The organism is Micromonospora fulviviridis (assembly GCF_014648395.1).
In the GTDB taxonomy this organism is placed as follows: domain Bacteria; phylum Actinomycetota; class Actinomycetes; order Mycobacteriales; family Micromonosporaceae; genus Micromonospora; species Micromonospora fulviviridis.
Genome location: NZ_BMRA01000011.1, coordinates 1 through 23,269, shown reverse-complemented (window position 1 = coordinate 23,269; position 23,269 = coordinate 1). Strand labels below are relative to the sequence as shown.

The window sequence follows — 23,269 nt, the reverse complement described above, 5'->3', positions numbered from 1 at the left end:
GGCCCGGCCCGCGCACCGTGAACGGGGGCCGGGTCGCGTGCCCCAGGGGGCAGGGGCACGCGACCCGGCTCGGGGGGAGCAAGGTCTACAGGTTGCCGAAGGTGTCGTAGCGGATGTTGTCCGGCGGCACGTCGTCGGCAGCCAGCGCGCGCAGGGTCGCCCGGACCATCGCGGCAGAGCCGGAGACGTAGCAGTCGTGCGTGGTCCACGGGCCGTACCGGGTGACCACCTCGGAGATCTCGCCGAGTTCGCCGTCGAAGTCCGGGTCCTCGCTGCACGCCGGGGTCACCGACAGCCACGGGTGGGCGGCCACCAGCTTCTCCAGGCCGGGCAGCCCGTACAGCTCCGCCGGCCGGCGGGCACCGTAGAAGACGTGCACCCAGCGGGTCCGGTTGACCCGGGTCAGCTCCTCCACCAGCGCCTTGATCGGGGCCAGCCCCACCCCGCCCGCCACGCAGAGGATGTCGCGGGTGGAGGCGCGGTCCAGGGTCATCGAACCCATCGGCGCGGCCACCCGCAGCAGGTCGCCCGGTCTGGTCCGGCGGACCAACGCCCCGGAGACCCAACCCGCCGCCCCGGCCGGCGTCCGCACGTGGAACTCCAGCACGTTCTCCTCGTTCGGGGCGTTCGCCACCGAGTACGTCCGCCACACCCGCGGGTGGTGCCGGGGCGCCTCGACGCTCACGTACTGGCCCGCCTGCCAGGTCATCGGGTGCTGGAGGGCGCGCACGGTCAGCACGGCGGTGTCCGGGCCGTGCCGCTCGTGGGTGAGCACCTCGGCGTGCCAGAACGGCGGGTTGTCGTCGGCCGCCGCGCCGGCCAGCATCCGCGCGCTGATGCTTGCGTACGCCTCCCGCCACGCCTGGTCGTACTCCAGGTTCCAGCCGTCCCCGGCGGTGCTGCGCAGCGCGTCCAGCAGGGCGACGCCCATGGTCTCGTAGTGGCTCGCCTCGACGTGGAACTTCCGGTGGTCCCGGCCCAGCGCGCGCAGGTACTCGTCGAAGCTCTCCGGGTCGTCCACCGTCTGAGTGGCGGTGACGATCGCCTCCAGGATCCGGTCGCCCTGCCCGGCCATCTGCACGGGGAAGAGGCCGCGCAGCGCCGGGTCGAGGAGGAACAGCCGGGCGTAGAAGTGACCGCTGAGCCGCTCCCGGTCCTCCTCGACGAGGGTCCAGCTCTCCTTCAGCAGCCGCGCGAAGTTCTCCACGAGGGCACGCTCCTTCTCCTGACGGGCGGATCGGCCCCCATAGAATCTCCACGGAGCGTGCGCACCGGTCGCACACGATGTGCGATCGGCTCACCTGGCCGCCGGGACGTGCCGACCGGTCCCCGAGTGCGGCACAGTGGTCCGGTGACGGTTGACGAGCTGACCCGCCCGGTCTCCCGCCGGACCCTGGGCAGCGAGACGCTGCTCGTGCTCGGCCTCTCCCTCGGCCAGTCGGCCGTGTACGCCCTGGTCTCGCTGGTCGCCAAGCTGACCGCCACGGGCGGGCTGTCGAAGCAGACCGCCTCGCTGAACACCTCCGTGTCGGCCCGGCCCTACCTCGACCTCACGTACCAGCTGCTCGGGATCGTCTTCGCGCTGCTGCCGGTGCTGCTCGCCGTACACCTGCTGGCGCGCGACCCCGGCGACCCGGCGCGGGCGCTCGGCGCCGACCTCACCCGGCCCGGGTCGGACCTGGCCCGGGGCGCGGGCCTGGCGGCACTGATCGGCCTGCCCGGGCTGGCGCTGTTCTGGGCCGCGGCCCAGCTCGGCATCAACGCCACCCTGGTCCCGGCCGCCCTGCCGCACCTCTGGTGGGCGGTGCCGGTGCTGATCCTGGCCGCCGTGCAGAACGCCGTGCTGGAGGAGGTGATCGTGGTCGGCTACCTGTTCACCCGGCTGCGGCAACTCCAGTGGCGGGTCGGCGCGGTGCTCGCGGCGAGCGCCCTGCTGCGCGGCTCCTACCACCTCTACCAGGGGTTCGGCGCGTTCCTCGGCAACGCCGTGATGGGCGTGATCTTCGGGCTCTTCTACCTGCGCACCCGCCGGGTGGGGCCGCTCATCGTCGCGCACACCCTGCTCGACGTGGTCGCCTTCGTCGGCTACGCACTCCTGCCGAAGTCCTGGTTCAGCTGGCTCTGACCGGCCGAGCCCGCGATCTTGCACTTGGTGCCCCGACAGAAGGGGCCAAAGGCTCAGAAGCGGGCCCAAACTGCATGATCGCGGAGCGGGTCAGCGGCGGGGTGGGCGGTAGAGGGTGATCGCGCGGGCGGCCAGGCGCTCGGCGGAGGCCGTGTCGCCGGCCGCCGCGGCCAGCGCCGCCGCCCCGGGAAGCAGCCGTGCGGCCAGCCGCAGACCCAGCCAGCCGGCGGCCTGCGCGGCCAGCGGGGTGGCCAGCCGCCAGGCCGCCTCGGCCGTCCGGGACCAAGGGCCCTCCGCGGGAGCCCCGGCCGAACGGGCCGCGTCCAGCGCGGCGCGGGCCGTGCCGCCGTCCGGGTGCACCTGGGTCAGCACCAGCAGCTCGGCCACCCGGTCCGGGTGCGCCGGATCCCGGCCGTAGACGGCAGCCAGGTGCAGCACCAGGTTGGCCTGGGTCCAGAGCACCGCCGTGAGCTCCGCCACCGGTGCGAACAACCCGGCACCCGCCGCGAGCGCGCCACCCGTACCGGCCAGCCGGACGAACCGCCGGGTCACCAGCCGGGCCAGCCCGTCGGCGTCCGCGTCGGGGTAGGCGTCGCGGGTCCGCTGCACCCAGTCGGCGGCGCGCGGCCCGAGGGCGTCCACCGCGGCGAGGGCCAGCAGCTCGGGCGCGAAGCCCGGATGATCGAGTACGCGCGCGCCGACCGTCCGCCAGCTCGCGCCGGCGTCACGCGCTTCCGCCTTGGGGATGACCTGGGCGGGCACGACCGGAATGACCTGGCCGGCGGCGGTCTGTTGATCGGCGGTCCGCGTCGCGGCCGGTTCGGCCTCGGCCTGCGGGTCCCGCTGGTCGACCTGTTCGGCCCCCGGTTCGGCGGAGGGCTGTGCGGCAGTGGTCAGGGTCTCTGCGGCGGTCGGTTCGGCTGGGACCTGTCCGGCACTGGGCTCGGTCGGGGCACCCGTGGCAGTCGGTTCTGCCGGGGTGTGTGCGGCAGTGGGCTGCGGCGGGATCTGTGCGACGGACGGCCGGCGAGCGGGTGTCCGTTTCGTCGGTGCGGCCTTCTTCGCCGGGGCTCTGGTGCTCTTCCGCGGCCGTCCGGCCGGCGGCGACGCGACGGCTTCCGGCGTTGCGACGGCAGGCTCTGCCGCCGGGCGTCGGGGTGCAGTCTCTTTGAGCGCCTCGTTCTCCTCGGGTGCTGTGGTCTCGGGTGCTGTGATTCCGGGTGACTTGATCTCGGGCGCCTTGACCTCGGGCGCCTTGACCTCGGGTGCCTTGGTTTCGGGTGCCTTGGTTTCGGGTGCCGCCGGAGCCGTGGGGATTGCGATCTCGGGCGTCGCCGGAGCCTCGGGCGCTGTCGTGGACTTCCGCGCTGCCGAGGTGGCCTTCTTCGCCGGGGCGGCCTTCTTCGCGGCCGGCGCACGGCGCGGCCGCTTCGGGGCCTCCTCGATCACCGGCTGGTCGATCACCGGCTCGTTGTCAGCGGCGATGGCCCGGCGTGGCGAGCCGGCCGGCGTACCCGGGTCAGCGCTGCCGGCCGCGACCTCGGCGGACGGGCGCGGGCGTGGGGCCGCCGGCACGTCGGCGGCGGGCGGCGTGGCCTGCGCGGGGTCGGGTGGCTGGAAGAGGACGGTCGGCGCGGCCTTTGCCCGCCTGGGCCGCGGCGGTGTGTCCCCCGCCACCTCCGCGGGAGCGGGCTCGGGCGCGGGCGGCGGCGTGAAGGTCGGCTTGGCGGAGCGGCTCCGCCGGGCCTGGACGGCGGGCTCGCGACGGGGCGGATCGCTCGGCGGCTGCTCCTGCATATCGATGGAGCGTAGACCCGAGCGTGACGTGGCACACGATGAAAACGCAGGGGATGGCCCCTTCCCGGTAGTCGCTTTGCTCCGGGTGGGTACGGACCTGTATCCTCGGGCGCGGTGGTCTCCGGGCCACCAGGGAGACTTCGCCTAGTCTGGTCTATGGCGCCGCACTGCTAATGCGGTTGGGGTCTTAAAGCCCCTCCCGGGTTCGAATCCCGGAGTCTCCGCGCGAAAGCCGGTGTGTAGACTGGCCGAGCAGCAAGCGCCCGTAGCTCAATGGATAGAGCATCTGACTACGGATCAGAAGGTTAGGGGTTCGAGTCCCTTCGGGCGCACAGGGTTTGAGCAGGGAAAGCGCTCCTCTTGTCATCGACAACAATCGACGGGAGGGGCGTTTTTCGTGCATCCATGGATGCACGATCACCGCTAAAACAGGCCGATCGTGACCAGGAGTCACCAAGTGCATCGTTCCTGCAGGATGCGGGGGCGGTCGGACGTGGTGGCGGGGCTTGTCGACGAGTCAGATGCTCGGGTGGTCGCAACCTCTGCTGATGTTGGTCGCGGTTTCGTCGTCCAAGTCCACGATCCCAGGGAGACACACGGACCAGCGCGACGCCCGCGAGCTCGGGCGCAGGTCGAACGCATCCTTGGCTGGGTGCTTGTGTGCCGGTGGGCGGAGCCTTCGCCCCAACACCCGATCCCGCCCGACGGGGAGGCGGGATTAACCTAGGCCAACTTGGCAGTACGACGGGGTGGGGACCGAAGCTACGTGATCACCGGTGAATTGAAGAGCAAGATCGACCGCGTCTGGGATGCCTTCTGGTCGGGTGGCATCTCGAACCCGTTGGAGGTGATCGAGCAGATCACCTATTTGCTCTTCATCAAGCGGCTCGATGACCTGCACACGCTGGAGGAGAACAAGGCGAACCGGCTGGGCAAGCCGATGGAGCGCCGAATCTTCCCGGAGGGCTGCGACGAGCAGGGGCGCAAGTACGACGACCTGCGCTGGTCGCGCTTCAAGAGCGCTGCGCCAGCCGAGATGTTCGAGATCGTCGGCGAGCGGGTGTTCCCGTTCCTGCGAACGCTCGGCGGTGACGGGTCGACGTACTCGCACCACATGAAGGACGCCCGGTTCACCATCCCCAACCCGGCCCTGCTGGCCCGCGTGGTCGACATGCTCGGCCAAATCCCGATGGAGGACCGGGACACGAAGGGCGACCTCTACGAGTACATGCTCAGCAAGATCGCCACGGCCGGGCACAACGGACAGTTTCGTACGTCGCGGCACATCATCCAGCTCATGGTCGAGATGACGGCTCCGACACCGACCGACGAGATCTGTGACCCGGCCTGCGGCACCGCGGGCTTCCTCGTCGAGGCTGGCGAGTACGTCCGCCGAACGCATCCGAACGCGCTGTTCGACGCGGTGCAGCGGAAGCACTTCCACGAAAGCATGTTCCACGGCTTCGACTTCGACAGCACCATGTTGCGCATCGGCAGCATGAACATGCTGCTGCACGGCGTGGAGAACCCGGACATCCGTTACCGCGACTCGCTGGCCGAGAACGTCAGCAACGAGTCGGAGAAGTACTCGCTGATCCTGGCCAACCCGCCGTTCGCCGGCAGCCTCGACTACGAGAGCACGTCCAAGGACCTCCAGCGAGTCGTCAAGACCAAGAAGACTGAGCTGCTCTTCCTCGCCCTCTTCCTCCGGCTGCTCAAGCCCGGTGGCCGGGCGGCGGTCATCGTGCCGGATGGCGTGCTCTTCGGATCGAGCAAGGCGCACAAGGAGCTGCGCCGCATGCTGGTCGAGGAGCAGAAGCTCGACGGCGTGGTCAAGCTGCCAGGTGGATCCTTCAGGCCCTACTCCGGTGTCTCCACCGCAATCCTGCTCTTCACCAAGACCAACAGCGGCGGCACCGACAACGTCTGGTTCTACGAGGTCACCGCGGACGGGTGGAGTCTGGACGACAAACGCACTCCGCTGCTGGCGGCCGACAAGCTCGGCCCGGCGCCCGACGTAGCGCTGGCCGAGGACGAGCACGCCAAGAACAATCTGCCCGACGCGCTGGCTCGCTGGTTCCGGCGCGACGGCGAGGAGCTGCAGCGGGCCCGGACCGAGCAGAGCTTCTGCGTGCCCAAGGCGGACATTGTCGAGCAGGGCTACGACCTCAGCCTCAATCGATACAAGGAGGTCGTCCACGAGGAGGTCGAGCATCGCTCGCCGCTCGACATTCTGGCCGACCTGGAGCGCCTGGAGGCTGAGATCCAGCAGGGCATGTCCGACTTGAAGGCGTTGCTGGCATGAGCGCATGGCCAAAGGCGAGGCTGAGCGACTGCTGCGAGATCGTCTCCGGTGCTACGCCCAAAACTGGTGTCGAGGAATATTGGGATGGTGAGATTCCCTGGGCAACACCGAAAGACCTAAGTGTCCTTCGCGGCACCTACATTCATGACACGCCCCGTAAGATCACCGCAGCCGGCCTGAGAAGCTGCGCGGCATCGGTACTTCCGGCTGGTTCGGTTCTGCTCAGCTCCCGGGCGCCAATCGGACACGTCGCCATCAACACCATTCCGATGGCCACGAACCAGGGCTTCAAGAGTCTCGTCCCTGACGCCCGGGCGGTGGAGGCGAAGTACCTGTACTGGTGGCTGAAGGGAAACAGATCCTATCTGGAGGGTCTTGGCAACGGCGCGACCTTCAAGGAGATCTCCAAAGCCGTCGTCGCGCAGGTAGAGATACCCCTGCCTCCGCTTGAAGAGCAGCGGAGGATAGCGGAGGTGCTGAACCGGGCGGACGAGGTGCGCACCAAGCGCCGCGAAGCCCTCGCCCACCTCGACGACCTCACCCAGTCGATCTTCCTCGACATGTTCGCTACCGAAGCCTCGAACGCATGGCCAACGGTGACGGTTGCTGACGTGGCCGACCAGCGCAAGGGCTCGATTCGGACGGGTCCGTTCGGCAGCCAACTGCTGCACAGCGAGTTCGTCGACCACGGGGTTGCCGTTCTTGGGATCGACAACGCGGTCAGCAATGAGTTCCGGTGGGACGAACGAAGGTTCATCAGCGAGGAGAAGTACCAGCAGCTCGCGCGGTACGCCGTTCATCCCGGCGATGTCCTGATCACCATCATGGGGACCTGCGGTCGTTGCGCTGTTGTACCGGACGACATCCCCCGGGCCATCAACACAAAGCATCTGTGCTGCATCACGCTGGACGCTGGCCGCTGCATGCCGGCATTTCTCCATCGGTACTTTTTGACGCACCCAGCCGCTCGGCGCTACCTGCAGCAGACAGCGAAGGGAGCGATCATGGCAGGGCTGAACATGGAAATCATCAAGGCCCTGCCCGTCGTGCTGCCGCCACTCGCCCTGCAGCAAGCGTTCGTTAAGCGCCTTCGAGGCGTCGAACGCATGAAGGCGTCACATCGAGCAAGCTTGGCGGAACTCGACGCGCTGTTCGCGTCCCTGCAGGATCGGGCCTTCCGGGGGTTGCCCTGACGTGAGACGATCGAGGGCTGTCGACTGTGGGGGGTTGGCGCTCGGATGAGCAACTTCGCGTTCCTGCGGGCCGAGTGGCCCGGACTGTTTGGCGAGGCCCTGCGGGCCGAGCGGCTGGCTGTCGCCGACCCACGGGCTTCGTGCTTCTACGCCCGGCGCGCGCTCGAACTCGCCCTTACCTGGCTCTTCGAGGCCGACGGCACGCTCAGCAAGCCGTACAAGGACGACCTGTCGGCGATGATCCACGAGCCGTCGCTGCGGAACCTGGTGGGCAACAGCCTGCAGGCGAAGATGAACATCATCCGCAAGCAGGGCAACACGGCCGTTCACAAGAGCACGCCGGTGACGTCGAAGGAGGCGGTGCCGGTCGTCCGTGAGCTGTTCCACGTCATGTACTGGATCGCTCGGCACTACACCCGCGACCAGGCGGTGGTTCCGGCGAGCGCGCTCGCCTTCAACCCGGACCTGATTCCCCGGCCGGTCCCCTCGCAGGTCCGGCAGCAGACCCAGGCCGAGCTCAAGGCGCTTGCTGACAAGCTCGCCGCCCAGGACGCGGCGTTGGCCGCCGAGCGGGAGAAGTCGGCCACCCTCGACGCCGAGTTGGCGAAGCTGCGCGCTGAAATCGCCGCCGCGAAGGCCGCCAACGAGGCTCGCCCCGACGACCACGACTACGACGAGGCGAAGACTCGCGACCTCTACATCGACCTCATGCTGCGGGAGGCCGGCTGGCACCTCGACCGCCCAGAGGACCGCGAGTTCGAGGTCACCGGCATGCCCAACACCACGGGCACCGGGTACGTCGACTACGTCCTGTGGGGTGACGACGGTAAGCCGCTCGCGGTGGTCGAGGCCAAGCGCACCCGCCGGGACGCCACGGTCGGCCAGCAGCAGGCCAAGCTGTACGCCGATTGTCTGGAGCAGCGGTACGGGCAGCGCCCGGTCGTCTTCTACACGAACGGCTACGAGACCTGGCTCTGGGACGACACCGCCTATCCTCCGCGCCCGGTGCAGGGCTTCTACACCAAGGAGGAGCTCCAGCTCCTGATCCAGCGCCGCGACACCCGCAAGGCGCTCGCGGACGTGCCCATCAAGCAGGAGATCGTTGAGCGGTACTACCAGCACCGGGCGATCCGGGCCATCGGCGAGGCGTTCGAGACGCAGCGGCAGCGCCAGGCACTCGTCGTGATGGCCACCGGCGCTGGCAAGACCCGCACCGTGATCGCCCTGGTCGACCTGCTGATGCGCGCCAACTGGGTCAAGCGGGTGCTCTTCCTCGCCGACCGCAACGCGCTGGTCAACCAGGCGGTCAACGCGTTCAAGGCGCACCTCTCCGACGCGGCGACGGTCAACCTGGTCACCGAGAAGAACACCGAGGGCCGGGTGTACGTCTCGACGTACCCGACCATGATGGGCCTGATCAACGAGACCGCGAGCGGCGAGCGCCGGTTCGGGCCCGGCTACTTCGACCTGGTCATCATCGACGAGGCGCACCGCTCGGTCTACCAGAAGTACCGGGCGATCTTCTCCTGGTTCGACAGCCTCCTGGTCGGGCTCACCGCGACCCCGCGCAACGAGATTGACCGCAACACCTACAGCCTGTTCAACCTCGAAGACGGCGTCCCCACCGACCACTACGACCTCGACGACGCGGTCAACGAGGGCTTCCTCGTCCCGCCGCGAGCGGTCTCCGTACCGCTGAAGTTCCAGCGCGACGGCATCCGCTACGACGACCTCACCGAGGAGGAGAAGGACGCCTGGGATGCCCTCGACTGGGGCGAGGACGGGCCGCCGGACAGCGTCGACCCGGACGCGGTCAACAAGTGGCTGTTCAACGCCGACACCGTGGACAAGGTCCTGGAGACGTTGATGACCCACGGCCACCGTGTGGCCGGCGGCGACCGGATCGGCAAGACCATCATCTTCGCCAAAAACAACGCCCACGCCGACTTCATCCAGAAGCGGTTCGACCTCGCCTACCCGATGCACCGCGGCCACCTGGCACGGGTCATCACCCACAAGACCGAGTACGCCCAGAGCCTCATCGACGACTTCTCGGAGAAGGAGAAGGACCCGCACATCGCGATCTCGGTAGACATGCTCGATACCGGCATCGACGTCCCCGAGGTCGTCAACCTGGTCTTCTTCAAGATCGTGCGGTCGAAGTCGAAGTTCTGGCAGATGATCGGCCGTGGCACCCGGCTTTGCAAGGATCTCTACGGCCCGGGGCAGGACAAGGAGAACTTCTTCATCTTCGACTTCTGCCAGAACTTCGAGTTCTTCAACCACAACCCGAAGGCGGCAGAGGGCACGCTGGGTGAGTCGCTGACGGAGCGCCTGTTCAAGGCGCGGCTCGAACTGATCTACCGCCTCGACCAGCGCCTCCCCTCCGACGTCGGCGCGGAGGTTGAGGCCGACGGGACGCAGAGCGAGGCGGCGCTGCGCTGGGACCTCGCCCACAACCTCCACCGCCGGGTGGAGAACATCCACCTCGACAACTTCGTCGTCCGCCCCAAGCGGCGCCTGGTGGAGTACTACATCGACTTCGAGCACTGGCACCGGCTCAGCCCCGAGGCCGTGGACGAGATCGGCAGCAACCTCGCCGGCCTGCCCACCGCCGTCAAGGACGAGGACGAGGCCGCCAAGCGGTTCGACCTGCTGGTGCTGCGCCTCCAGCTCGGCCAACTCGAGGTCGAACCCGCCTACGACCGCCTGCAGCGACAGGTGCAGGACATCGCCTCGACCCTGCTGGAACAGACCAGCATCCCCGCGGTCCGCGAGCAGCAGCAGCTCCTCGACGAGGTGGCCGGCGACGAGTGGTGGCAGGACGTCACCCTGCCGATGCTGGAGCTGATGCGCCGCCGCCTCCGCGGGCTGGTCAAGCTGATCGAGAGGTCCAAGCGGGCCATCGTCTACACCGACTTCACCGACGAGCTGGGCGAGATCTCCGTCGTCACGCTGAACGACATCAAGATCGGCACGGACTTCGAGCGGTTCCGCGCGAAGGCCCGGGTGTACCTGCGCGCCCACGAGGACCACCTGGCGTTGCAGAAGCTACGCCGCAACAAGCAGCTCTCGCCCACAGACCTCGATGAGCTGGAACGGATGCTCGCGGCCAGTGGCGGCGGCACCGAGCACATCGACGAAGCCCGCCGCTCGGCGCACGGGCTCGGCCTGTTCATCCGGTCGCTGGTGGGCCTCGATCGGGAGGCGGCCAGCGAGGCGTTCGGCGAGTTCCTCGCCGGTCGCACCCTGACCGCGAACCAGATCAACTTCGTCAACCTGATCATCACCCACCTCACGCAGAACGGCGTGATGGAGCCCGCGCGGCTCTACGAATCCCCGTTCAGCGACATCGCCCCGCACGGCCCAGACTCGATCTTCCCGTCCGCCGACGTCGACCGCCTGATCACGATCCTCAACTCCGTCCGAGACACCGCCGCTCCTGCGGCCGAGGTGGCTTAGCCAATCGAAGAGATGCCGCTGCTCACCTTGCCGATTGAGCTCTCGGACAACCATGTGGCCCGCAAGCGGGCGGTGCCGCCTCGATCCCGGTCCTGCTGGCGGCCTTTCGCCAACATCGGCCGGGTTGCCCGGCCATGCTGACGGCCGGCGGGGGTTTTGTCCTTCTCAGCGGTAGGCAGCTGCACAAGAATGAGACGTGAGTGGGCCGGAAGATGTTCGGAGGGGCCATGAGCATGAGTCGTGAAGAGGCGCTGCGGTTGGCGGACGAGCCGGTGACCGCCTGGACCAACGCCGAGGTGGAGTACGAGCCCCGCCCGGTGAGGAACACCTTCTTGGTGGAGCTGAGTGAGGGCGACCTCACGTGGCTCTTCGAGGAGGCCCAGCGCCGCGGCGTCAAGCCGTCGGCGGTGATCCAGGCCCTGATGAGCCAGGCGCGCCGAGCGGCAGAAAGCTTGCCAGCAGATCAAGAAGCCGGCGACGGATCCAGGGAGGATTGACCCTGCATCCATGGATGCACTCTACGGGAAGGAAACGCGTTCTAGCGTCACGTTCCGTCGACACTGCTACATATCGAATCCGGACAAACCTGCATAACTGCAGGTCACGGGTACCCTCTCCTTCTGGCTACGGATCAGAAGGTTAGGGGTTCGAGTCCCTTCGGGCGCACAGCAGGTCAAGGGCCGGTTTCCCATCACGGGAGACCGGCCCTTGATCGTCTGACCCCCACGGCTGACCCCTACGCCTACGCGTCGAAGAGGAAACCGAGCCGGTCGACCGAGTCCTGCTGCACCCGGCCTGTCGCCTCCACGTAGATCGACTTGGTGACCGTAGGGAGCTGTCCTGAGCACGTCCTGAATCCGGCGGAATCCCTCCGCCCATGCTGTCGGCGGCCCAGCTCGGCGCAGCCAGTCCTGCTAGCCCTAGCGTTGCCATTCGCCGGGCTCGAATCATCGACATGGCGACCCGACGCCGTCGCAAGCCCGCTCGTCCTCGGCGCACTCGGCACCGGCGCCGCCTACGTCCTGAACTACCGCATCGTTGATGACGAGGCCGGACTGCCGCATCAGTGGTCACCTACCTCCTGCCGATCGTCGCCGTGATCCTCGGATGGCTCATCCTCCACGAAGCCATCACCGCCGCGATCGCGGCCGGCATCGCGCTGGTCCTTGCCGGGGTCACCCTCACCCGGAAGCGGTCGGCCGAGACGCGGTAGGAGCTGTGATCCGACAGCTGACGTGGGTGTCTGGTCCCACCACCTGCTTGACGAATCCGTCCCAGCACATGCACGACAGTCGGCCTTGGTTCCTCGGTCGTCCTGGTTGCCGTCGGTGACATCTGGGTGCCTGCGGGCCCACTCAAACTCAGGCAGAGAACGAACCATTGCCGCCAAGACGCCATGCACGAGGGGAAGGCCGCCCAGCTCGCTGATCCCGACCCACGCGATGTCGTCATGCTCGTCAGGTGCACGGTTGGTCGGAGAGCCAACCCAGTCTCCAATTTGCCAGACGCCCACGTGAAGGGCGTCCTCACCACTGCCGGCATGCAAGACGCCCAACCGTGAAGCGGACTCCGCCACAATGTGAACACCGAGCTCCTCGTGCATCTCACGCGCGAGGGCTTGTAGTTCCGACTCACCCGCTTCGACTTGCCCCCCGGGCAGATCCCAGACATCTGGGTATGCCCGTTTGGTCGGCCTGCGGTGTACTAGCAGGACCGCGCCGTTTTCAACGAGTGCGCCTGTGACGACGACATGCATGACGGGATTAGAGCAGAGGGATAGGACAAGCTCGCTCCAGCCAAAGGGGACGCCCAGACGCCCAAATCTGCCGCGATCCGATCGCTACGAGGCGTGGCGGCCCATCGCCGGCGGTTCGGCCAGATAGGCAGCCGAACCAGCAGGCCGAGGGCCGGCCGCCCGTTCGGGAGACCGGCCCTCGGGTTCGCAGGGTCAGAAGGTGCGGGTCGGGTCCCACTGCCGGTTGGCCTCGTCGGCGGCCCGGCGGCGCTCGGCCGCGGCGCGCTTGCCCGCGTCCGCCCCGCGCATCGACGCGCCGACCGCGACGGCGCCGAGCCAGGCCAGGGTGCCCATCACCGCGACGGCCCGGAAGCCGCCGGTGATCCAGCAGGCGAGGATGACGGCGAGGCCGCCGGCGGCGATGCCCCAGCCCCACTGGGTGGGCAGGTGCCGCAGCGCCGAGGCGACCAGCACGGCCAGCGCCAGCGAGGCGATGGGGCTGGGCTCCTGCGGCAGGTCGGCGACCTGCGAGACGAGGATCGCCACCGCGACCACGACCAGGCCGGCGACGGCCGTCCAGGTGCGGTTGATCCGGCGACCCAGCGCGAGCAGGGACACCACCGCGGCCACGGCGGTGTCGAAGACCGCATAGCTGCCGCCCCAGCTGTCGCTGATCATGTAGGCGGTGAAGGCCATGCCCAGCAGAGCCGCCAGGGCGAAGGCGATGTCGAAGGCGATTCCGGCCCCGCGGGCCGACCGGTCCGAAGTGTCCATGCGACCCACGCTAGGTACTCGCCGGGCCGGCCGAACCGGTCAAAAGTACGGTCCGGGGCGCGGCGAACCGTGCTTTGGGCCGATGTTGGGCGGCGGCCACCTCTCCAGGATGTGGTCATGCCTATTGATGAGTCGTGTCCGTTGCCGCGGGTCGAGGTGCCGCGATGATCTGGATGAGTTGGCGGCAGTTCCGCACCCAGGCCCTCGTCGGCGTCGTCGCGCTGGCGCCGCTGGCGGCCTACCTCCTGTTCACCGGTCTGGACATCCGGCAGGCGTACGACCGTTACCAGTCCCGCTGCGAGGTCGCCGACCGGTGCCTGGACGCGATGAGCCAGTTCCAGGACGACTACCGCACCCGGCTGCTCTTCCTCGCCCTGCTGCTGGCGATCATCCCGGCGGTGCTGGGCGTGTTCTGGGGTGCGCCGCTGATCGCCCGGGAGTTGGAGTCGGGCACCCAGCGGCTGGTCTGGAACCAGAGTGTCACCCGGCGCCGCTGGCTGGCGGTCAAGCTGCTCTTCGTCGGCTTCGCCAGCATGGCGGTCGCGGCCCTGGCCAGCCTGCTGCTGACCTGGGCGGCGAGCCCCTACGACAAGGTGTCCGGGGAGCGCTTCGCGGCGCTGGCGTTCGGCGCCCGCAACCTGACGCCGATCGCGTACGCGGCGCTGGCCTTCGTGCTCGGCACGGTCATCGGGCTGCTGATGCGCAAGACGGTGCCGGCGATGGCGTTGACCATCCTGGCCTTCACGCTGCTCCAGTTCCTGATGCCGAACATGGTCCGGCCGCACCTGATGGAGCCGGTCACCGTGACGAAGGCGATGACCGCCGACGCGTTGCGCGAGCTGCGCGGGGTGGGCACCGACGCCACGGTGAAGGGCCTGAGCATCCCGAACGCCTGGGTCACCGGCACCAGCAAGCTGCTCACCGCCAGCGGCCAGCCGGTCGACGCGCGGACCATCGACACCTGTCTGACCAAGCCGCCGCAGACCGCCGGGGGCGGCGCCGGCGACACCGCGGGCTGCCTGGGTGACCTGAACCTGCACGTCAAGGTCGACTACCAGCCCAACAGCCGCTACTGGTCGTTCCAGTGGATCGAGTCGGCGTTCTACCTCGCGCTCGCGGGGCTGCTGGCCGGCTTCGGCCTGTGGCGGATCCAGCGGCACGTCAGCTGACCGCGCGCATCAGACGGCGGCGCCGGGGAACCCGTTTCCCCGGCGCCGCCGCGCGTGCTTTCGCGCCGTCGGGGGCGGGCGGAGGGAAACCAGTCAAAAGTACGGTAGCCAAGAGCGCCGACCCTACTTTGGACCGATGCTGCGGCAGACCGCGATCCGCAGGATTGACGCTATGCCACAGGAGAATTCCTATCCCGCACTCCAGGCCGAGGGTCTGACGAAGCAATACGGCAAGCGGCTGGCGCTGGCCGACTGCAACCTCAACGTCCCCCGCGGACGGGTGGTCGGCCTGGTCGGGCCGAACGGCGCCGGCAAGTCCACGCTGCTGAACCTCGCCTGCGGCCTGATCACGCCGACGGCGGGGATGCTGCGGGTGCTCGGTTCGCCCCCGGCGGCGAACGCGGCGCACCTGGCCAAGGTCGGGTTCGTCGCGCAGGACACCCCGGTCTACGGCACGTTCACCGTGGCTGACCACCTGCGGATGGGCGCGAAGCTGAACCCGTCCTGGGATCAGTCCCTGGCCGACCGGCGGATCGCGCAGGTCGGGCTCAACCTCAAGCAGAAGGCCGGCCGGCTCTCCGGCGGCCAGCGCGCCCAGCTGGCGCTGACCATCGCCGCGGCGAAGCGCCCGGAGCTGCTGATCTTCGACGAGCCGGCCGCCGCGCTGGATCCGCTGGCCCGGGACGGGTTCATGCAGAACCTGATGGAGTTCGTCGCCGAGCTGGGCGCCAGCGCGATCCTCTCCTCGCACCTGCTCAGTGACGTGGAGCGGGTCTGCGACTACCTCATCGTGCTCTGCGCCTCTCGGGTGCAGGTCGCCGGCGAGGTGAAGGACCTGCTGGCCCAGCACCACCGGCTGGTCGCCCCGCGCGGCGAGCTGGACCGGCTGCCGGCAGAGGTCGAGGTCATCCGCATGCAGCACACCGACCAGTACAGCCGGGCGGTGGTACGGGTGGCCGGCGCGCTGCCGCGTACGCCGTGGAGCGTCGAGCCGGTCTCGCTGGAGGAGATGGTCCTCAGCTACATGACCCGGGCGGCGGGCGTCTCCGCCGGCCTGACGGACGCCATGGCGGGGGAGGCCGTACGGTGATCTGGACGACCTGGCGGCAGTTCCGCGGGCAGGCCCTCGTCGGCGTCATCGGCCTGGCCCTGATCGCCGCGTACTTCCTCTACCTCGGGTTCGACATCCGCGAGTCCTACGACAACTACCGGGCGCAGTGCGCCAGCCTGGCCGACTGCGGCCCGCAGCTGAGCCAGTTCAGCGCCGACTACGAGAACACCCTGCTCTACCTGGCCGCGCTGCTCGGGCTCATCCCGGGTCTGGTCGGCATGTTCTGGGGCGCGCCCCTGGTGGCCCGGGAGCTGGAGGCCGGCACCCAGCGGCTGGTCTGGAGCCAGAGCGTGACCCGCCGGCACTGGCTGGCGGTCAAGCTGGCCCTGGTGGGGCTGGCCAGCATGGTGGTGGCGGGCGCGGCCAGCCTGCTGCTGACCTGGGCGGCCAGCCCGGTCGACCAGGTGGCCGACAACCGGTTCAGCACGATCCTGTTCGGCGCCCGGAACATCGCGCCGATCGCGTACGCGGCGTTCGCCTTCGTGCTCGGGACGCTCATCGGCCTGCTGGTGCGCCGGACCGTGCCGGCCATGGCGCTGACCATCCTGGCCTTCGTCGTCTTCCAGTTCCTCGTGCCCAACGTGATCCGGCCGCACTTCCTGCCGGCGGAGCACCTCACCATGCCGATGACCGTGCAGGCCATCAACCAGGCCCGCAGCCTGGGCAGCATCACCGGCGCCCCGGTGGTCAAGGGCCTGACCGTGCCGGACGCCTGGGTCACCGACGTCAGCGAGCTGCTCACGAAGACGGGCGAGCCGCTGGACGAGGGGATCTTCAACGAGTGCTTCACCAACGCCCCGGAGACCGGCACGGCCGAGGGCCCGTACGGGGACACCGCGGTGTGCCTGGCGAAGCACGACGTGCACGTGGAGATCGCGTACCAGCCGACCAGCCGGTACTGGTCGTTCCAGTGGCTGGAGTCGGCGTTCTACCTGGTGCTGGCCGGGCTGCTGGCCGGCTTCGGGTTCTGGCGGCTCCAGCGCCGCCCGAGCTGAGCCCCGGCGCGTGTCGTCCGGCCGGCGGTCTCCAGGACCGCCGGCCGGACGCCTTTTCCAGCAACGGAGAAGAAGATCCGGTACGTCAGTTCGCGCCTCCCGTGCCCGTGACCTGCTGCTTTCCATGCGGGATCGGGGGCCTCCCGTCGCCGGCAGTTTCTGACAGGTAGGAATCGGCCTCGACTCGGTCGTCACGTGGCGGCTGGAGCACGAGGGCCGGGGCACCCGGATGCTGATGGAGCACTCCGGCTTCGACCTCGACAGCCCGTTCCAGGCGGTCGCCCACCGCACCATGGGCAGCGGTTGGCGCTCCTCCGTGGTGCGCTCCATGCTCACCGTGCTGGAGCAGGAGTCCTGACCCACCACGGCGGTGGCGGCGCACCCCTCTCCGGCCTGTCCGGCAGCATCCACGCGGACGCGCGCGGCTAGGGTCCGGATCATGAGCGTGCATCCCCGCATCGTCGCCGACGACTTCCCGGCCACCGTCCGTTTCTACGCCGACCTGCTCGGCGAGCCGGAGAAGGTGGTCGCCGATTTCGAGTACGCCAGCTTCGACTCCGCCGGCGAGACCGTGCTGGCCGTGCTGGGCCGCCGGGCGGCCGAGACGGTGCTGCCGGTGGGGCGGGGGGACGGCGGTGTGCTCGTGGTGGTCCCGGTGCCCGACGTGGACACCACCGTCGCCGCCCTCCCCGCCGGGACGGTCGTCGCCGCCCCGGCCGACCGCCCCGGCTGGGGCGTCCGCTCGGCCTACCTGCGCGATCCGGAGGGCAACCTGGTCGAGGTGCAGACCTGGCTGCCGCGCTGAGCGGCCCGGTCGATCCGGTCCCGCTGCCCGGCGCCGTCCATCAGGCCGGCCGCCGGGCAGCGGACGTACCGCTCCTCCCCCGGATCACAGCCGCTCCGGCGTGCGGATGCCGAGCAGGTGCAGGCCCTGCCGGAGCACCCGCGCGGTCAGGTCGCAGAGCACCAGCCGGCTGTCCCGGACCGGCTCGTCGGCCCGCAGCACCGGGCAACGCTCGTAGAACGCGCTGAACGCGGCGGCCACCCGGGACAGGTACGCGGTCAGGTGGTGGAACTCCAGGTTCTCCGCCACGGCGCCGACCACCGCCCCGAAGCCGACCAGCTCGAAGGCGAGCGCCCGCTCGGCGGGCTCGGCCAGCGAGACTCCCGCCTCCGGCCGGGCCGCCACCCCGGCCCGCCGGAAGATCGACCGGATCCGGGAGTGTGCGTACTGGAGGTAGGGCGCCGTGTTGCCGTCCAGCGACAGCATCCGCTCCCAGTCGAGCACGTAGTCCTTGTGCCGGTCGCTGGACAGGTCGGCGTACTTGACCGCGCCGATGCCGACCGCCCGGCCGACCTCGGCCGCCTCCGCCTCGCCCAGCTCCGGGTTCCGCTCCCGGGCCAGCGCCGTGGCCCGGGCCACCGCCTCCTCCAGCAGCCCGACCAGTTTCACCGACCCGCCGGCCCGGCTGCGCAGCATCCGCCCGTCCGGGCCGAGGATCGAGCCGAACCCGACGTGCTCGGCCCGGGCCGGCGGGGCCAGCCAACCGGCCTGCGCGGCGGCGGCGTAGACCATCTCGAAGTGCCGCCGCTGCGGCAGCCCGACCACGTAGAGCAGCCGGGTCGCGCCCAGCGTGCCGGTCCGGTGCCGGATCGCCGCCAGGTCGGTCGCCGGGTAGCCGTACCCGCCGTCGGACTTCCGCACGATCAGCGGCAGCGGCTCGCCGTCCCGGCCCACCGAGCCGGGCGGGAACACACACGCCGCGCCGTCGCTCTCCCTCAGCAGCCCGAGCCGGTCCAGCTCCTCGACGACCGGGCCGAGCAAATCGTTGTAGCTGCTCTCGCCGTGGAAGTCCCGCTCGGTGAGGGTCACGTCGAGCAGGTCGTACACGGTCAGGAAGTAGCGCTCGGACTGCTCCACCAGCAGCCGCCAGAGGCGCAGGGTCGTCGCGTCGCCGCCCTGCAACGCCACCACCCGCTGCCGGGACCGCTCGCGGAAGGCCGCGTCGGCGTCGAACTTGGCCCGGGCCGCCTTGTAGAACGAGTCCAGGTCGCCCATCGACAGCTCCTGCGCCGCTTCGGCCTCACCCAGGTCGACCAGGTGCTCGATCAGCATGCCGAAGGGCGTCCCCCAGTCGCCGAGGTGGTTGGCCCGCAGCACCCGGTGCCCCAGCCACTCCAGCAGCCGGGCCGCCGCGTCGCCGATCACCGTCGACCGCAGGTGCCCGACGTGCATCTCCTTCGCCACGTTCGGCGCCGAGTAGTCGACCACCACGGTCTCCGGCGCGGCGGCCTCCGGCACCCCGAGCCGCGGGTCGGCGGCCAGCGCGGAGACCAGCCCGGCCAGGGCGTCGTCGGCCACGGTCAGGTTGAGGAAGCCCGGTCCGGAGACCTCCGCGGTGCTGCACAGGCCGGCCAGTTCCGCGCGCTCCAGCACCTCGGTGGCGATGGCGCGCGGCGGCCGGCCGAGCCGCCGGGCCAGTGCCAGCGCCGCGTCGGACTGGAAGTCCGCGCGCTGGGAGCGCCGCACGACCGGGTCCACCGGCCCGCCGGCCACCGCGGCGAACGCCGGCGCCAGCCGGTCGGTCAGCAGTTTCTCCAGATCCATGGGTACGCCGATCTCGCTCGGATCCGCCGCTCGCGGATCACCGGATGGGGATGCGGGCGGACCGAGGACGATCGGCGATGACCGGCGGCTCGATCCGCCGGTCGCAGTGAGGAATGCTCAGCGCAGGCGGTCGCGGGACCGCCGGCGTCGCAGCGCGCCGAACAGGACGTCGGAGGACGCCGTCGGGAACGCGTGCGAGCTGGTCATGCGAGCAGCCTAACCGGCCGGCCCGGGGGCGGCGCAAGGCCGTACCCGGGCCGGCCGGCCGGCGTACCCGAAATCTCAGGCCGGCGTGCCGACGGCCTTGCGGTAGCGCTCGGCCCGCCGCCGCATCTGGGTGTACGCGCTGGTCAGGCCCATCGCCCGGCGCACCTCGACCAGGGTGCGGCGCACCTCGGCGCGGGTCCGCTCGGTGCCCTCGAAGATCAGTTCGTCGATCAGGCCGCGCTGCCCCTCGAACCGGGCCCGCCGCTCCCGGACGGGGTCGAGGAACCGGTTGAGCGCGCCCGCCAGTTCCTCCTTGACCTCGACGTCGCCGACCCGACCGGCCCGGTAGCGCGCCTTCAACTCCTCGACCGTCGCCCGGTCCGGGTGGAACACGTCGAGGTACGCGAAGACCGGGTTCCCCTCGACCGTGCCCGGCACGTCGGCCCGGACCCGGTTCGGGTCGGTGTACATCCCCATCACCTTGCGCCGCACCGTGGCCGGGTCGTCGGAGAGCGCGATGGCGTTCCCCTTGCTCTTGCTCATCTTCCCCGCGCCGTCGGTGCCGACCAGGGCCGGCGTCTCCGACATGATCATTTCCGGCACCGGGAAGACCTCGCCGTAGAGGTGGTTGAAGCGCCGGGCGATCTCCCGGGTCACCTCCACGTGCGCGGCGTTGTCCTTCCCCACCGGCACGACCTGCCCCTTCACGCAGAGGATGTCGGCGGCCTGGAGGACGGGATAGCCGAGCAGCCCGTACGGCATCTCCTCCTTGCCGGCGTCCCGGCTCATCTCCTTGAGCGACGGGACCCGTTCCAGCCGGGGCACGGTGACCAGGTTCTGGAACAGGGTGTTCAGGTCGCCGACCTCGGGGATCGCCGACTGGAGGTAGAAGGTGGCCCGGTCCGGCTCGACACCGGCGGCGAGGATGTCGGTGACCATCTCGCGGGCGTTGTGGGAGACCTGCTCGATGTCCTCGCGGCTGTTGCGCGTGGTGAGCATGTGCAGGTCGGCGATGATGAAGAAGCTCTCGTGGCGCTGGTGCAGCTTCACCCGGTTGGCGATGCTGCCGACGTAGTGGCCGAGGTGCAGCCGCCCGGTCGGGCGGTCACCGGTGAGCATCCGTGCTGCGGACATGGTCGTACGCCTCTCATGGCTGGTCGGTGGAGGACGCGCGGGCGCGCGGAGGAGACCCGGGGTGTGCCCGGATCAGTGGAGGTGGCTCGTCAGTGCGAGCGCCGCCATCGCCCGCCGGCGCGGAACCGCAGCCCACCGGCACGGAGGACGTCGAGGATCTGCTCCCGACCGTCGTCGACACGGGCCGGGAGAACCGGAGCGGCAGCCGCCGGGAGACCGTCGAGGGTCTCCGGGGCGCAGGTGCTCGGCCGGACCATGTCTGACACGGTAGCCGGTCCACCGCTGCCGGCGCAGACCGGAACGCGCGACGGCCCGACCGGCCGCCGCGCGTCTCGCGCCCTGTTCAGCCCCGGCGGTAGCTCTCGGCGTAGTAGTTGCCGACCTGCTCGCGGTACTCGGTGCGACCGAGGTCGTCGGGATCGAAGGCCGGTGACTCCTTGACCTGCTCCCGCGTCCGGTCCACGTGCACGACGCGCTCCAGGTGGTCGACCCGGGCCACCGTGCCGACCGGCAGCAGCACCTTCCGACCGAAGATCCACGGCCCGGTGTCCACCACCAGGTAGGCGGCGCCGGCGTCGTCGCTCGCCTCGTCGATCGCGCCGATGCGGCCGTCGGTCGCCTCCACCCGGTAGCCCGTGAGGTCGATCGGGGTGCCCGGGCCGGGCGCGTCGGGGCCGTCGTCGTCGGCGCCCGCCGGACGCTGCCGCGGCACGTCGTCCGGGCGGGTCTGCTCGTAGCCGCCCGCGAGGGCGGACGGATCCCGCCAGGTCCACGGATTGAACGGTTGCATGGTGGCCACCTCCGGGTGTCGTCGTGTCGCCACTTCGAACAGTGCCCGGAGGTCGAATCCGGGAAACACGAAGGCAATTCCGAATTCATCGGGGTGTGTTTATGCGAGATACCTCATAATCGGTGCTCGCCGATCGATTCCGCCGCTGCCGCGCAGGTGATGGCCTGTGTGCCGGCCGCCCGGCACACCCGGAAACGGGCCGGAGTGGCCACCGCGCACATTCGTCCGGCCCGGAGCCGACACCATTCTGGTCCCGCATCCGTCGGCACCAGTGAAAGGGAATGCAGATGCAGCGACTCATTCGACGAATCGGGATCGCGGCGGCCGTGGCGGCCGTCCTGGTCGGGGTGGCGGGCACCGGCGCACAGGCCGCGGTGGTCAACCCGTACACCCCGGAGGCGCTCTGCGGCCCCGGCTTCGTCGCCGTCGACCAGGACCCGATCCACGACACCGCCACCGGCGCGCGGCTCGGCACCGTCCACCTGCTGCGCAACCCCCTCACCGGGTACGGCTGCACGGTCACCCTCAAGTCCGCGTACGTCGGCACGCTCACTGGGACCCGCGTCTACCTGGACCCGGAGTGGACCGCCTTCGGCATCGACGAGGGCAGCCGGCGCTACGCCGCCGGCCCGGTCCACCGCTACGTCGGCGCGGGCTGCGCGATCTGGGGCGGGTCGATGACCGACCCCGCCGGCGTCGTCCACCACCACGACCGGGCGAACCCGGCCATCGGTGGGGCGGTCACCTGCTTCTGACCCGCGTGCGGCGGGCCGGTTTCGCGGCGCGCGGGCCGGCCCGCCGTCAGGGTGCGCGAGCGGTGCGCGGCGCTCGCCGGGGTACGTGCTCGCCGGCGCGGCCCGGTCCGCGTGGCAGCACAGCATCCCGCCGGTGCTGCGCTACTCGCTTGACCTTCCGCATGCTCCGGCCCACGCGGTCCTGACCTGACCTGCGCCGACGTGCCGCTGGCATACTGGCCAGCCATGGTGTTGTCGCGCGGCTCGTCGCTGTTCCTGGTCGGGGTCGGAGTCTGGACCTGGGTGATCTGGCCGAGGTTCGCGGTCGCCATCTGGAACGACCCGCGGGCGTGGTCGGCCGGCGCGGTCGGCGAGGGCAGCCCCACCAGCTTCCTCTGGGTGCACGCGCTGCTCATCGCGGCCTCGCTGGCCATCGGAACGACCGTCGGGGTGCTCGGCATCCGGGGCTGGCTCGCGTCCCGCCGCCGGCCGACCGCCTGAGTGCCCGCCCGCCCACCCCGCGGTCGGCGGAAGCCCTCGGGCATCGCCGGCACGGCCGGGGAATGCGGAGGCCACCCGAGGCGCTGTTCCTTCCACGCGCGAACAGTCGTCGAGCCGTCGATCGCGGGGGATTCCGCCTCCACAGCGCCGCTGAGCAGGGCAGATAGCTCTGCGGTGATGATGTGACGCGGGACGCTACCCCTGGATTTGACGATCAAACCCGAACCCGCGTAACTTTCTCTCTGCCAGCGCGGAACGGGGCAAACGGGACGAACATCCCGGGGGCCACGGACCGGGCGGCACCCGGCACCAGCGAGGTCCAACCTCGACGGAAGCCGGGCCGGGCGGGGCGCACCGAAACGCCGCAGGGCGGATTTGGTGGAGCGGAACCGACCGGGTAAGGTTGACGACCGGCAGGGCACCGGGCGAGCTAGCGGGAGACCGCAGCGGCCGGCCTGCCAAATCCGATGACCAAGCAAAGCGGTTCGCCGCTGCGCGAGTTCAGCGGCGCCAACCCGTACGAAGCATGACAGACCGGGACACACGGTTTGACACGGCGGAGACGGTGAGGTAACGTAGTAAAAGTGCCCGGCGCGAGAGCGGCGGGTGCGGGTGAACGAAATGCCCCG

At 70.0% G+C, this 23,269-nt stretch carries 21 protein-coding genes, 2 tRNA genes and 1 pseudogene; 16 read left to right on the top strand and 8 right to left on the bottom strand.

The window, feature by feature from the left end; all coding sequences use genetic code 11:
* Positions 1 to 85 precede the first annotated feature (85 nt).
* On the bottom strand, positions 86 to 1,207 hold the full coding sequence (locus IEY96_RS25510) for a globin domain-containing protein (protein ID WP_189197367.1): 1,122 nt from the start codon (positions 1,205 to 1,207) through the stop codon (positions 86 to 88).
* 144 nt (positions 1,208 to 1,351) lie between these two features.
* Here IEY96_RS25510 and IEY96_RS25505 point away from each other — a divergent pair, with 144 nt between their 5' ends.
* The gene (locus IEY96_RS25505; RefSeq protein ID WP_189197366.1) at positions 1,352 to 2,125 is read left to right on the top strand and encodes a CPBP family intramembrane glutamic endopeptidase; all 774 of its coding nucleotides are present in this window, start codon (positions 1,352 to 1,354) and stop codon (positions 2,123 to 2,125) included.
* Between the two features lie 90 nt (positions 2,126 to 2,215).
* Here IEY96_RS25505 and IEY96_RS25500 read toward each other — a convergent pair whose 3' ends face one another.
* On the bottom strand, positions 2,216 to 2,887 hold the full coding sequence (locus IEY96_RS25500) for a hypothetical protein (protein WP_229791901.1): 672 nt from the start codon (positions 2,885 to 2,887) through the stop codon (positions 2,216 to 2,218).
* Positions 2,888 to 3,293: 406 nt separating this feature from the next.
* On the opposite strand from IEY96_RS25500, the gene IEY96_RS25495 reads away from it, so the two are divergent.
* The 8 genes from IEY96_RS25495 (at position 3,294) to IEY96_RS25460 (ending at position 12,095) form a co-directional block, all read left to right on the top strand.
* The gene (locus tag IEY96_RS25495) at positions 3,294 to 4,070 is read left to right on the top strand and encodes a hypothetical protein (protein ID WP_189197581.1); all 777 of its coding nucleotides are present in this window, start codon (positions 3,294 to 3,296) and stop codon (positions 4,068 to 4,070) included.
* Positions 4,056 to 4,146: transfer RNA gene (locus IEY96_RS25490), tRNA-Ser, on the top strand. Before IEY96_RS25495 ends, IEY96_RS25490 begins: the two co-directional genes overlap by 15 nt.
* A 35-nt stretch (positions 4,147 to 4,181) precedes the next feature.
* Positions 4,182 to 4,254: transfer RNA gene (locus IEY96_RS25485), tRNA-Arg, on the top strand.
* A gap of 434 nt (positions 4,255 to 4,688) precedes the next feature.
* A complete protein-coding gene (locus tag IEY96_RS25480) occupies positions 4,689 to 6,227 on the top strand; it encodes a type I restriction-modification system subunit M (RefSeq protein ID WP_189197365.1) in 1,539 nt (512 codons plus the stop codon).
* Positions 6,224 to 7,420: a restriction endonuclease subunit S gene (locus tag IEY96_RS25475; RefSeq protein ID WP_189197364.1), complete on the top strand. Its 1,197-nt coding sequence runs from the start codon at positions 6,224 to 6,226 to the stop codon at positions 7,418 to 7,420. Before IEY96_RS25480 ends, IEY96_RS25475 begins: the two co-directional genes overlap by 4 nt.
* Positions 7,421 to 7,465: 45 nt before the next feature.
* Positions 7,466 to 10,882 carry a DEAD/DEAH box helicase family protein gene (locus IEY96_RS25470; protein WP_189197363.1) on the top strand — a complete coding sequence of 1,139 codons (3,417 nt, stop codon included), beginning with the start codon at positions 7,466 to 7,468 and terminating at the stop codon, positions 10,880 to 10,882.
* A gap of 233 nt (positions 10,883 to 11,115) precedes the next feature.
* Positions 11,116 to 11,379 (top strand): hypothetical protein, encoded by a 264-nt coding sequence (locus IEY96_RS25465; protein WP_189197362.1) that lies wholly within the window; start codon positions 11,116 to 11,118, stop codon positions 11,377 to 11,379.
* Between the two features lie 569 nt (positions 11,380 to 11,948).
* The gene (locus IEY96_RS25460) at positions 11,949 to 12,095 is read left to right on the top strand and encodes an EamA family transporter (RefSeq protein WP_189197361.1); all 147 of its coding nucleotides are present in this window, start codon (positions 11,949 to 11,951) and stop codon (positions 12,093 to 12,095) included.
* Between the two features lie 210 nt (positions 12,096 to 12,305).
* Here IEY96_RS25460 and IEY96_RS32895 read toward each other — a convergent pair.
* Both IEY96_RS32895 and IEY96_RS25450 read right to left on the bottom strand, forming a co-directional pair.
* Positions 12,306 to 12,638, bottom strand: a pseudogene (locus tag IEY96_RS32895) (NUDIX domain-containing protein); the annotation flags it as partial.
* A 192-nt stretch (positions 12,639 to 12,830) separates the two neighbouring features.
* Positions 12,831 to 13,391, bottom strand: coding sequence for a metal transporter (locus IEY96_RS25450; protein WP_189197360.1), 561 nt, complete (start codon positions 13,389 to 13,391; stop codon positions 12,831 to 12,833).
* 164 nt (positions 13,392 to 13,555) lie between these two features.
* On the opposite strand from IEY96_RS25450, the gene IEY96_RS25445 reads away from it, so the two are divergent.
* From IEY96_RS25445 to IEY96_RS25425, 5 genes are all read left to right on the top strand, one after another.
* On the top strand, positions 13,556 to 14,560 hold the full coding sequence (locus IEY96_RS25445) for an ABC-2 membrane transporter-related protein (RefSeq protein ID WP_189197359.1): 1,005 nt from the start codon (positions 13,556 to 13,558) through the stop codon (positions 14,558 to 14,560).
* Positions 14,561 to 14,732: 172 nt separating this feature from the next.
* Positions 14,733 to 15,650 carry an ABC transporter ATP-binding protein gene (locus IEY96_RS25440; protein WP_189197358.1) on the top strand — a complete coding sequence of 306 codons (918 nt, stop codon included), beginning with the start codon at positions 14,733 to 14,735 and terminating at the stop codon, positions 15,648 to 15,650.
* A complete protein-coding gene (locus IEY96_RS25435; RefSeq protein ID WP_107075419.1) occupies positions 15,647 to 16,666 on the top strand; it encodes an ABC-2 membrane transporter-related protein in 1,020 nt (339 codons plus the stop codon). Before IEY96_RS25440 ends, IEY96_RS25435 begins: the two co-directional genes overlap by 4 nt.
* 172 nt (positions 16,667 to 16,838) lie before the next feature.
* The gene (locus IEY96_RS25430) at positions 16,839 to 17,024 is read left to right on the top strand and encodes an SRPBCC domain-containing protein (protein ID WP_189197560.1); all 186 of its coding nucleotides are present in this window, start codon (positions 16,839 to 16,841) and stop codon (positions 17,022 to 17,024) included.
* A gap of 81 nt (positions 17,025 to 17,105) precedes the next feature.
* Positions 17,106 to 17,471 (top strand): VOC family protein, encoded by a 366-nt coding sequence (locus IEY96_RS25425; RefSeq protein WP_189197357.1) that lies wholly within the window; start codon positions 17,106 to 17,108, stop codon positions 17,469 to 17,471.
* Positions 17,472 to 17,555: 84 nt separating this feature from the next.
* On the opposite strand, the gene argS is transcribed toward IEY96_RS25425, so the two are convergent.
* The 4 genes from argS to IEY96_RS25405 all read right to left on the bottom strand — a co-directional run bounded on the left by argS (position 17,556) and on the right by IEY96_RS25405 (position 21,405).
* Positions 17,556 to 19,274, bottom strand: coding sequence for an arginine--tRNA ligase (gene argS / locus IEY96_RS25420; protein ID WP_189197356.1), 1,719 nt, complete (start codon positions 19,272 to 19,274; stop codon positions 17,556 to 17,558).
* Between the two features lie 282 nt (positions 19,275 to 19,556).
* Positions 19,557 to 20,615 (bottom strand): tryptophan--tRNA ligase, encoded by a 1,059-nt coding sequence (gene trpS / locus IEY96_RS25415; RefSeq protein ID WP_189197355.1) that lies wholly within the window; start codon positions 20,613 to 20,615, stop codon positions 19,557 to 19,559.
* Between the two features lie 89 nt (positions 20,616 to 20,704).
* The gene (locus IEY96_RS25410) at positions 20,705 to 20,872 is read right to left on the bottom strand and encodes a hypothetical protein (RefSeq protein WP_167364291.1); all 168 of its coding nucleotides are present in this window, start codon (positions 20,870 to 20,872) and stop codon (positions 20,705 to 20,707) included.
* An 86-nt stretch (positions 20,873 to 20,958) separates the two neighbouring features.
* Positions 20,959 to 21,405 carry a PRC-barrel domain-containing protein gene (locus IEY96_RS25405; protein WP_189197354.1) on the bottom strand — a complete coding sequence of 149 codons (447 nt, stop codon included), beginning with the start codon at positions 21,403 to 21,405 and terminating at the stop codon, positions 20,959 to 20,961.
* A gap of 287 nt (positions 21,406 to 21,692) precedes the next feature.
* Here IEY96_RS25405 and IEY96_RS25400 point away from each other — a divergent pair, with 287 nt between their 5' ends.
* Positions 21,693 to 22,160, top strand: coding sequence for a hypothetical protein (locus tag IEY96_RS25400; protein WP_189197353.1), 468 nt, complete (start codon positions 21,693 to 21,695; stop codon positions 22,158 to 22,160).
* A 225-nt stretch (positions 22,161 to 22,385) separates the two neighbouring features.
* Positions 22,386 to 22,640: an SCO4848 family membrane protein gene (locus IEY96_RS25395; protein ID WP_189197352.1), complete on the top strand. Its 255-nt coding sequence runs from the start codon at positions 22,386 to 22,388 to the stop codon at positions 22,638 to 22,640.
* Positions 22,641 to 23,269 lie beyond the last annotated feature (629 nt).

Bases quoted from the DNA above. Each gene is read 5' to 3' on its own strand.
- trpS (WP_189197355.1), bottom strand. From the start codon at position 20,615: ATGTCCGCAGCACGGATGCTCACCGGTGACCGCCCGACCGGGCGGCTG.
- argS (WP_189197356.1), bottom strand. From the start codon at position 19,274: ATGGATCTGGAGAAACTGCTGACCGACCGGCTGGCGCCGGCGTTCGCC.
- IEY96_RS25425 (WP_189197357.1), top strand. From the start codon at position 17,106: ATGAGCGTGCATCCCCGCATCGTCGCCGACGACTTCCCGGCCACCGTC.
- IEY96_RS25405 (WP_189197354.1), bottom strand. From the start codon at position 21,405: ATGCAACCGTTCAATCCGTGGACCTGGCGGGATCCGTCCGCCCTCGCG.
- IEY96_RS25410 (WP_167364291.1), bottom strand. From the start codon at position 20,872: ATGGTCCGGCCGAGCACCTGCGCCCCGGAGACCCTCGACGGTCTCCCG.
- IEY96_RS25445 (WP_189197359.1), top strand. From the start codon at position 13,556: ATGATCTGGATGAGTTGGCGGCAGTTCCGCACCCAGGCCCTCGTCGGC.
- IEY96_RS25450 (WP_189197360.1), bottom strand. From the start codon at position 13,391: ATGGACACTTCGGACCGGTCGGCCCGCGGGGCCGGAATCGCCTTCGAC.
- IEY96_RS25470 (WP_189197363.1), top strand. From the start codon at position 7,466: ATGAGCAACTTCGCGTTCCTGCGGGCCGAGTGGCCCGGACTGTTTGGC.
- IEY96_RS25475 (WP_189197364.1), top strand. From the start codon at position 6,224: ATGAGCGCATGGCCAAAGGCGAGGCTGAGCGACTGCTGCGAGATCGTC.
- IEY96_RS25395 (WP_189197352.1), top strand. From the start codon at position 22,386: ATGGTGTTGTCGCGCGGCTCGTCGCTGTTCCTGGTCGGGGTCGGAGTC.
- IEY96_RS25465 (WP_189197362.1), top strand. From the start codon at position 11,116: ATGAGTCGTGAAGAGGCGCTGCGGTTGGCGGACGAGCCGGTGACCGCC.
- IEY96_RS25440 (WP_189197358.1), top strand. From the start codon at position 14,733: ATGCCACAGGAGAATTCCTATCCCGCACTCCAGGCCGAGGGTCTGACG.
- IEY96_RS25400 (WP_189197353.1), top strand. From the start codon at position 21,693: ATGCAGCGACTCATTCGACGAATCGGGATCGCGGCGGCCGTGGCGGCC.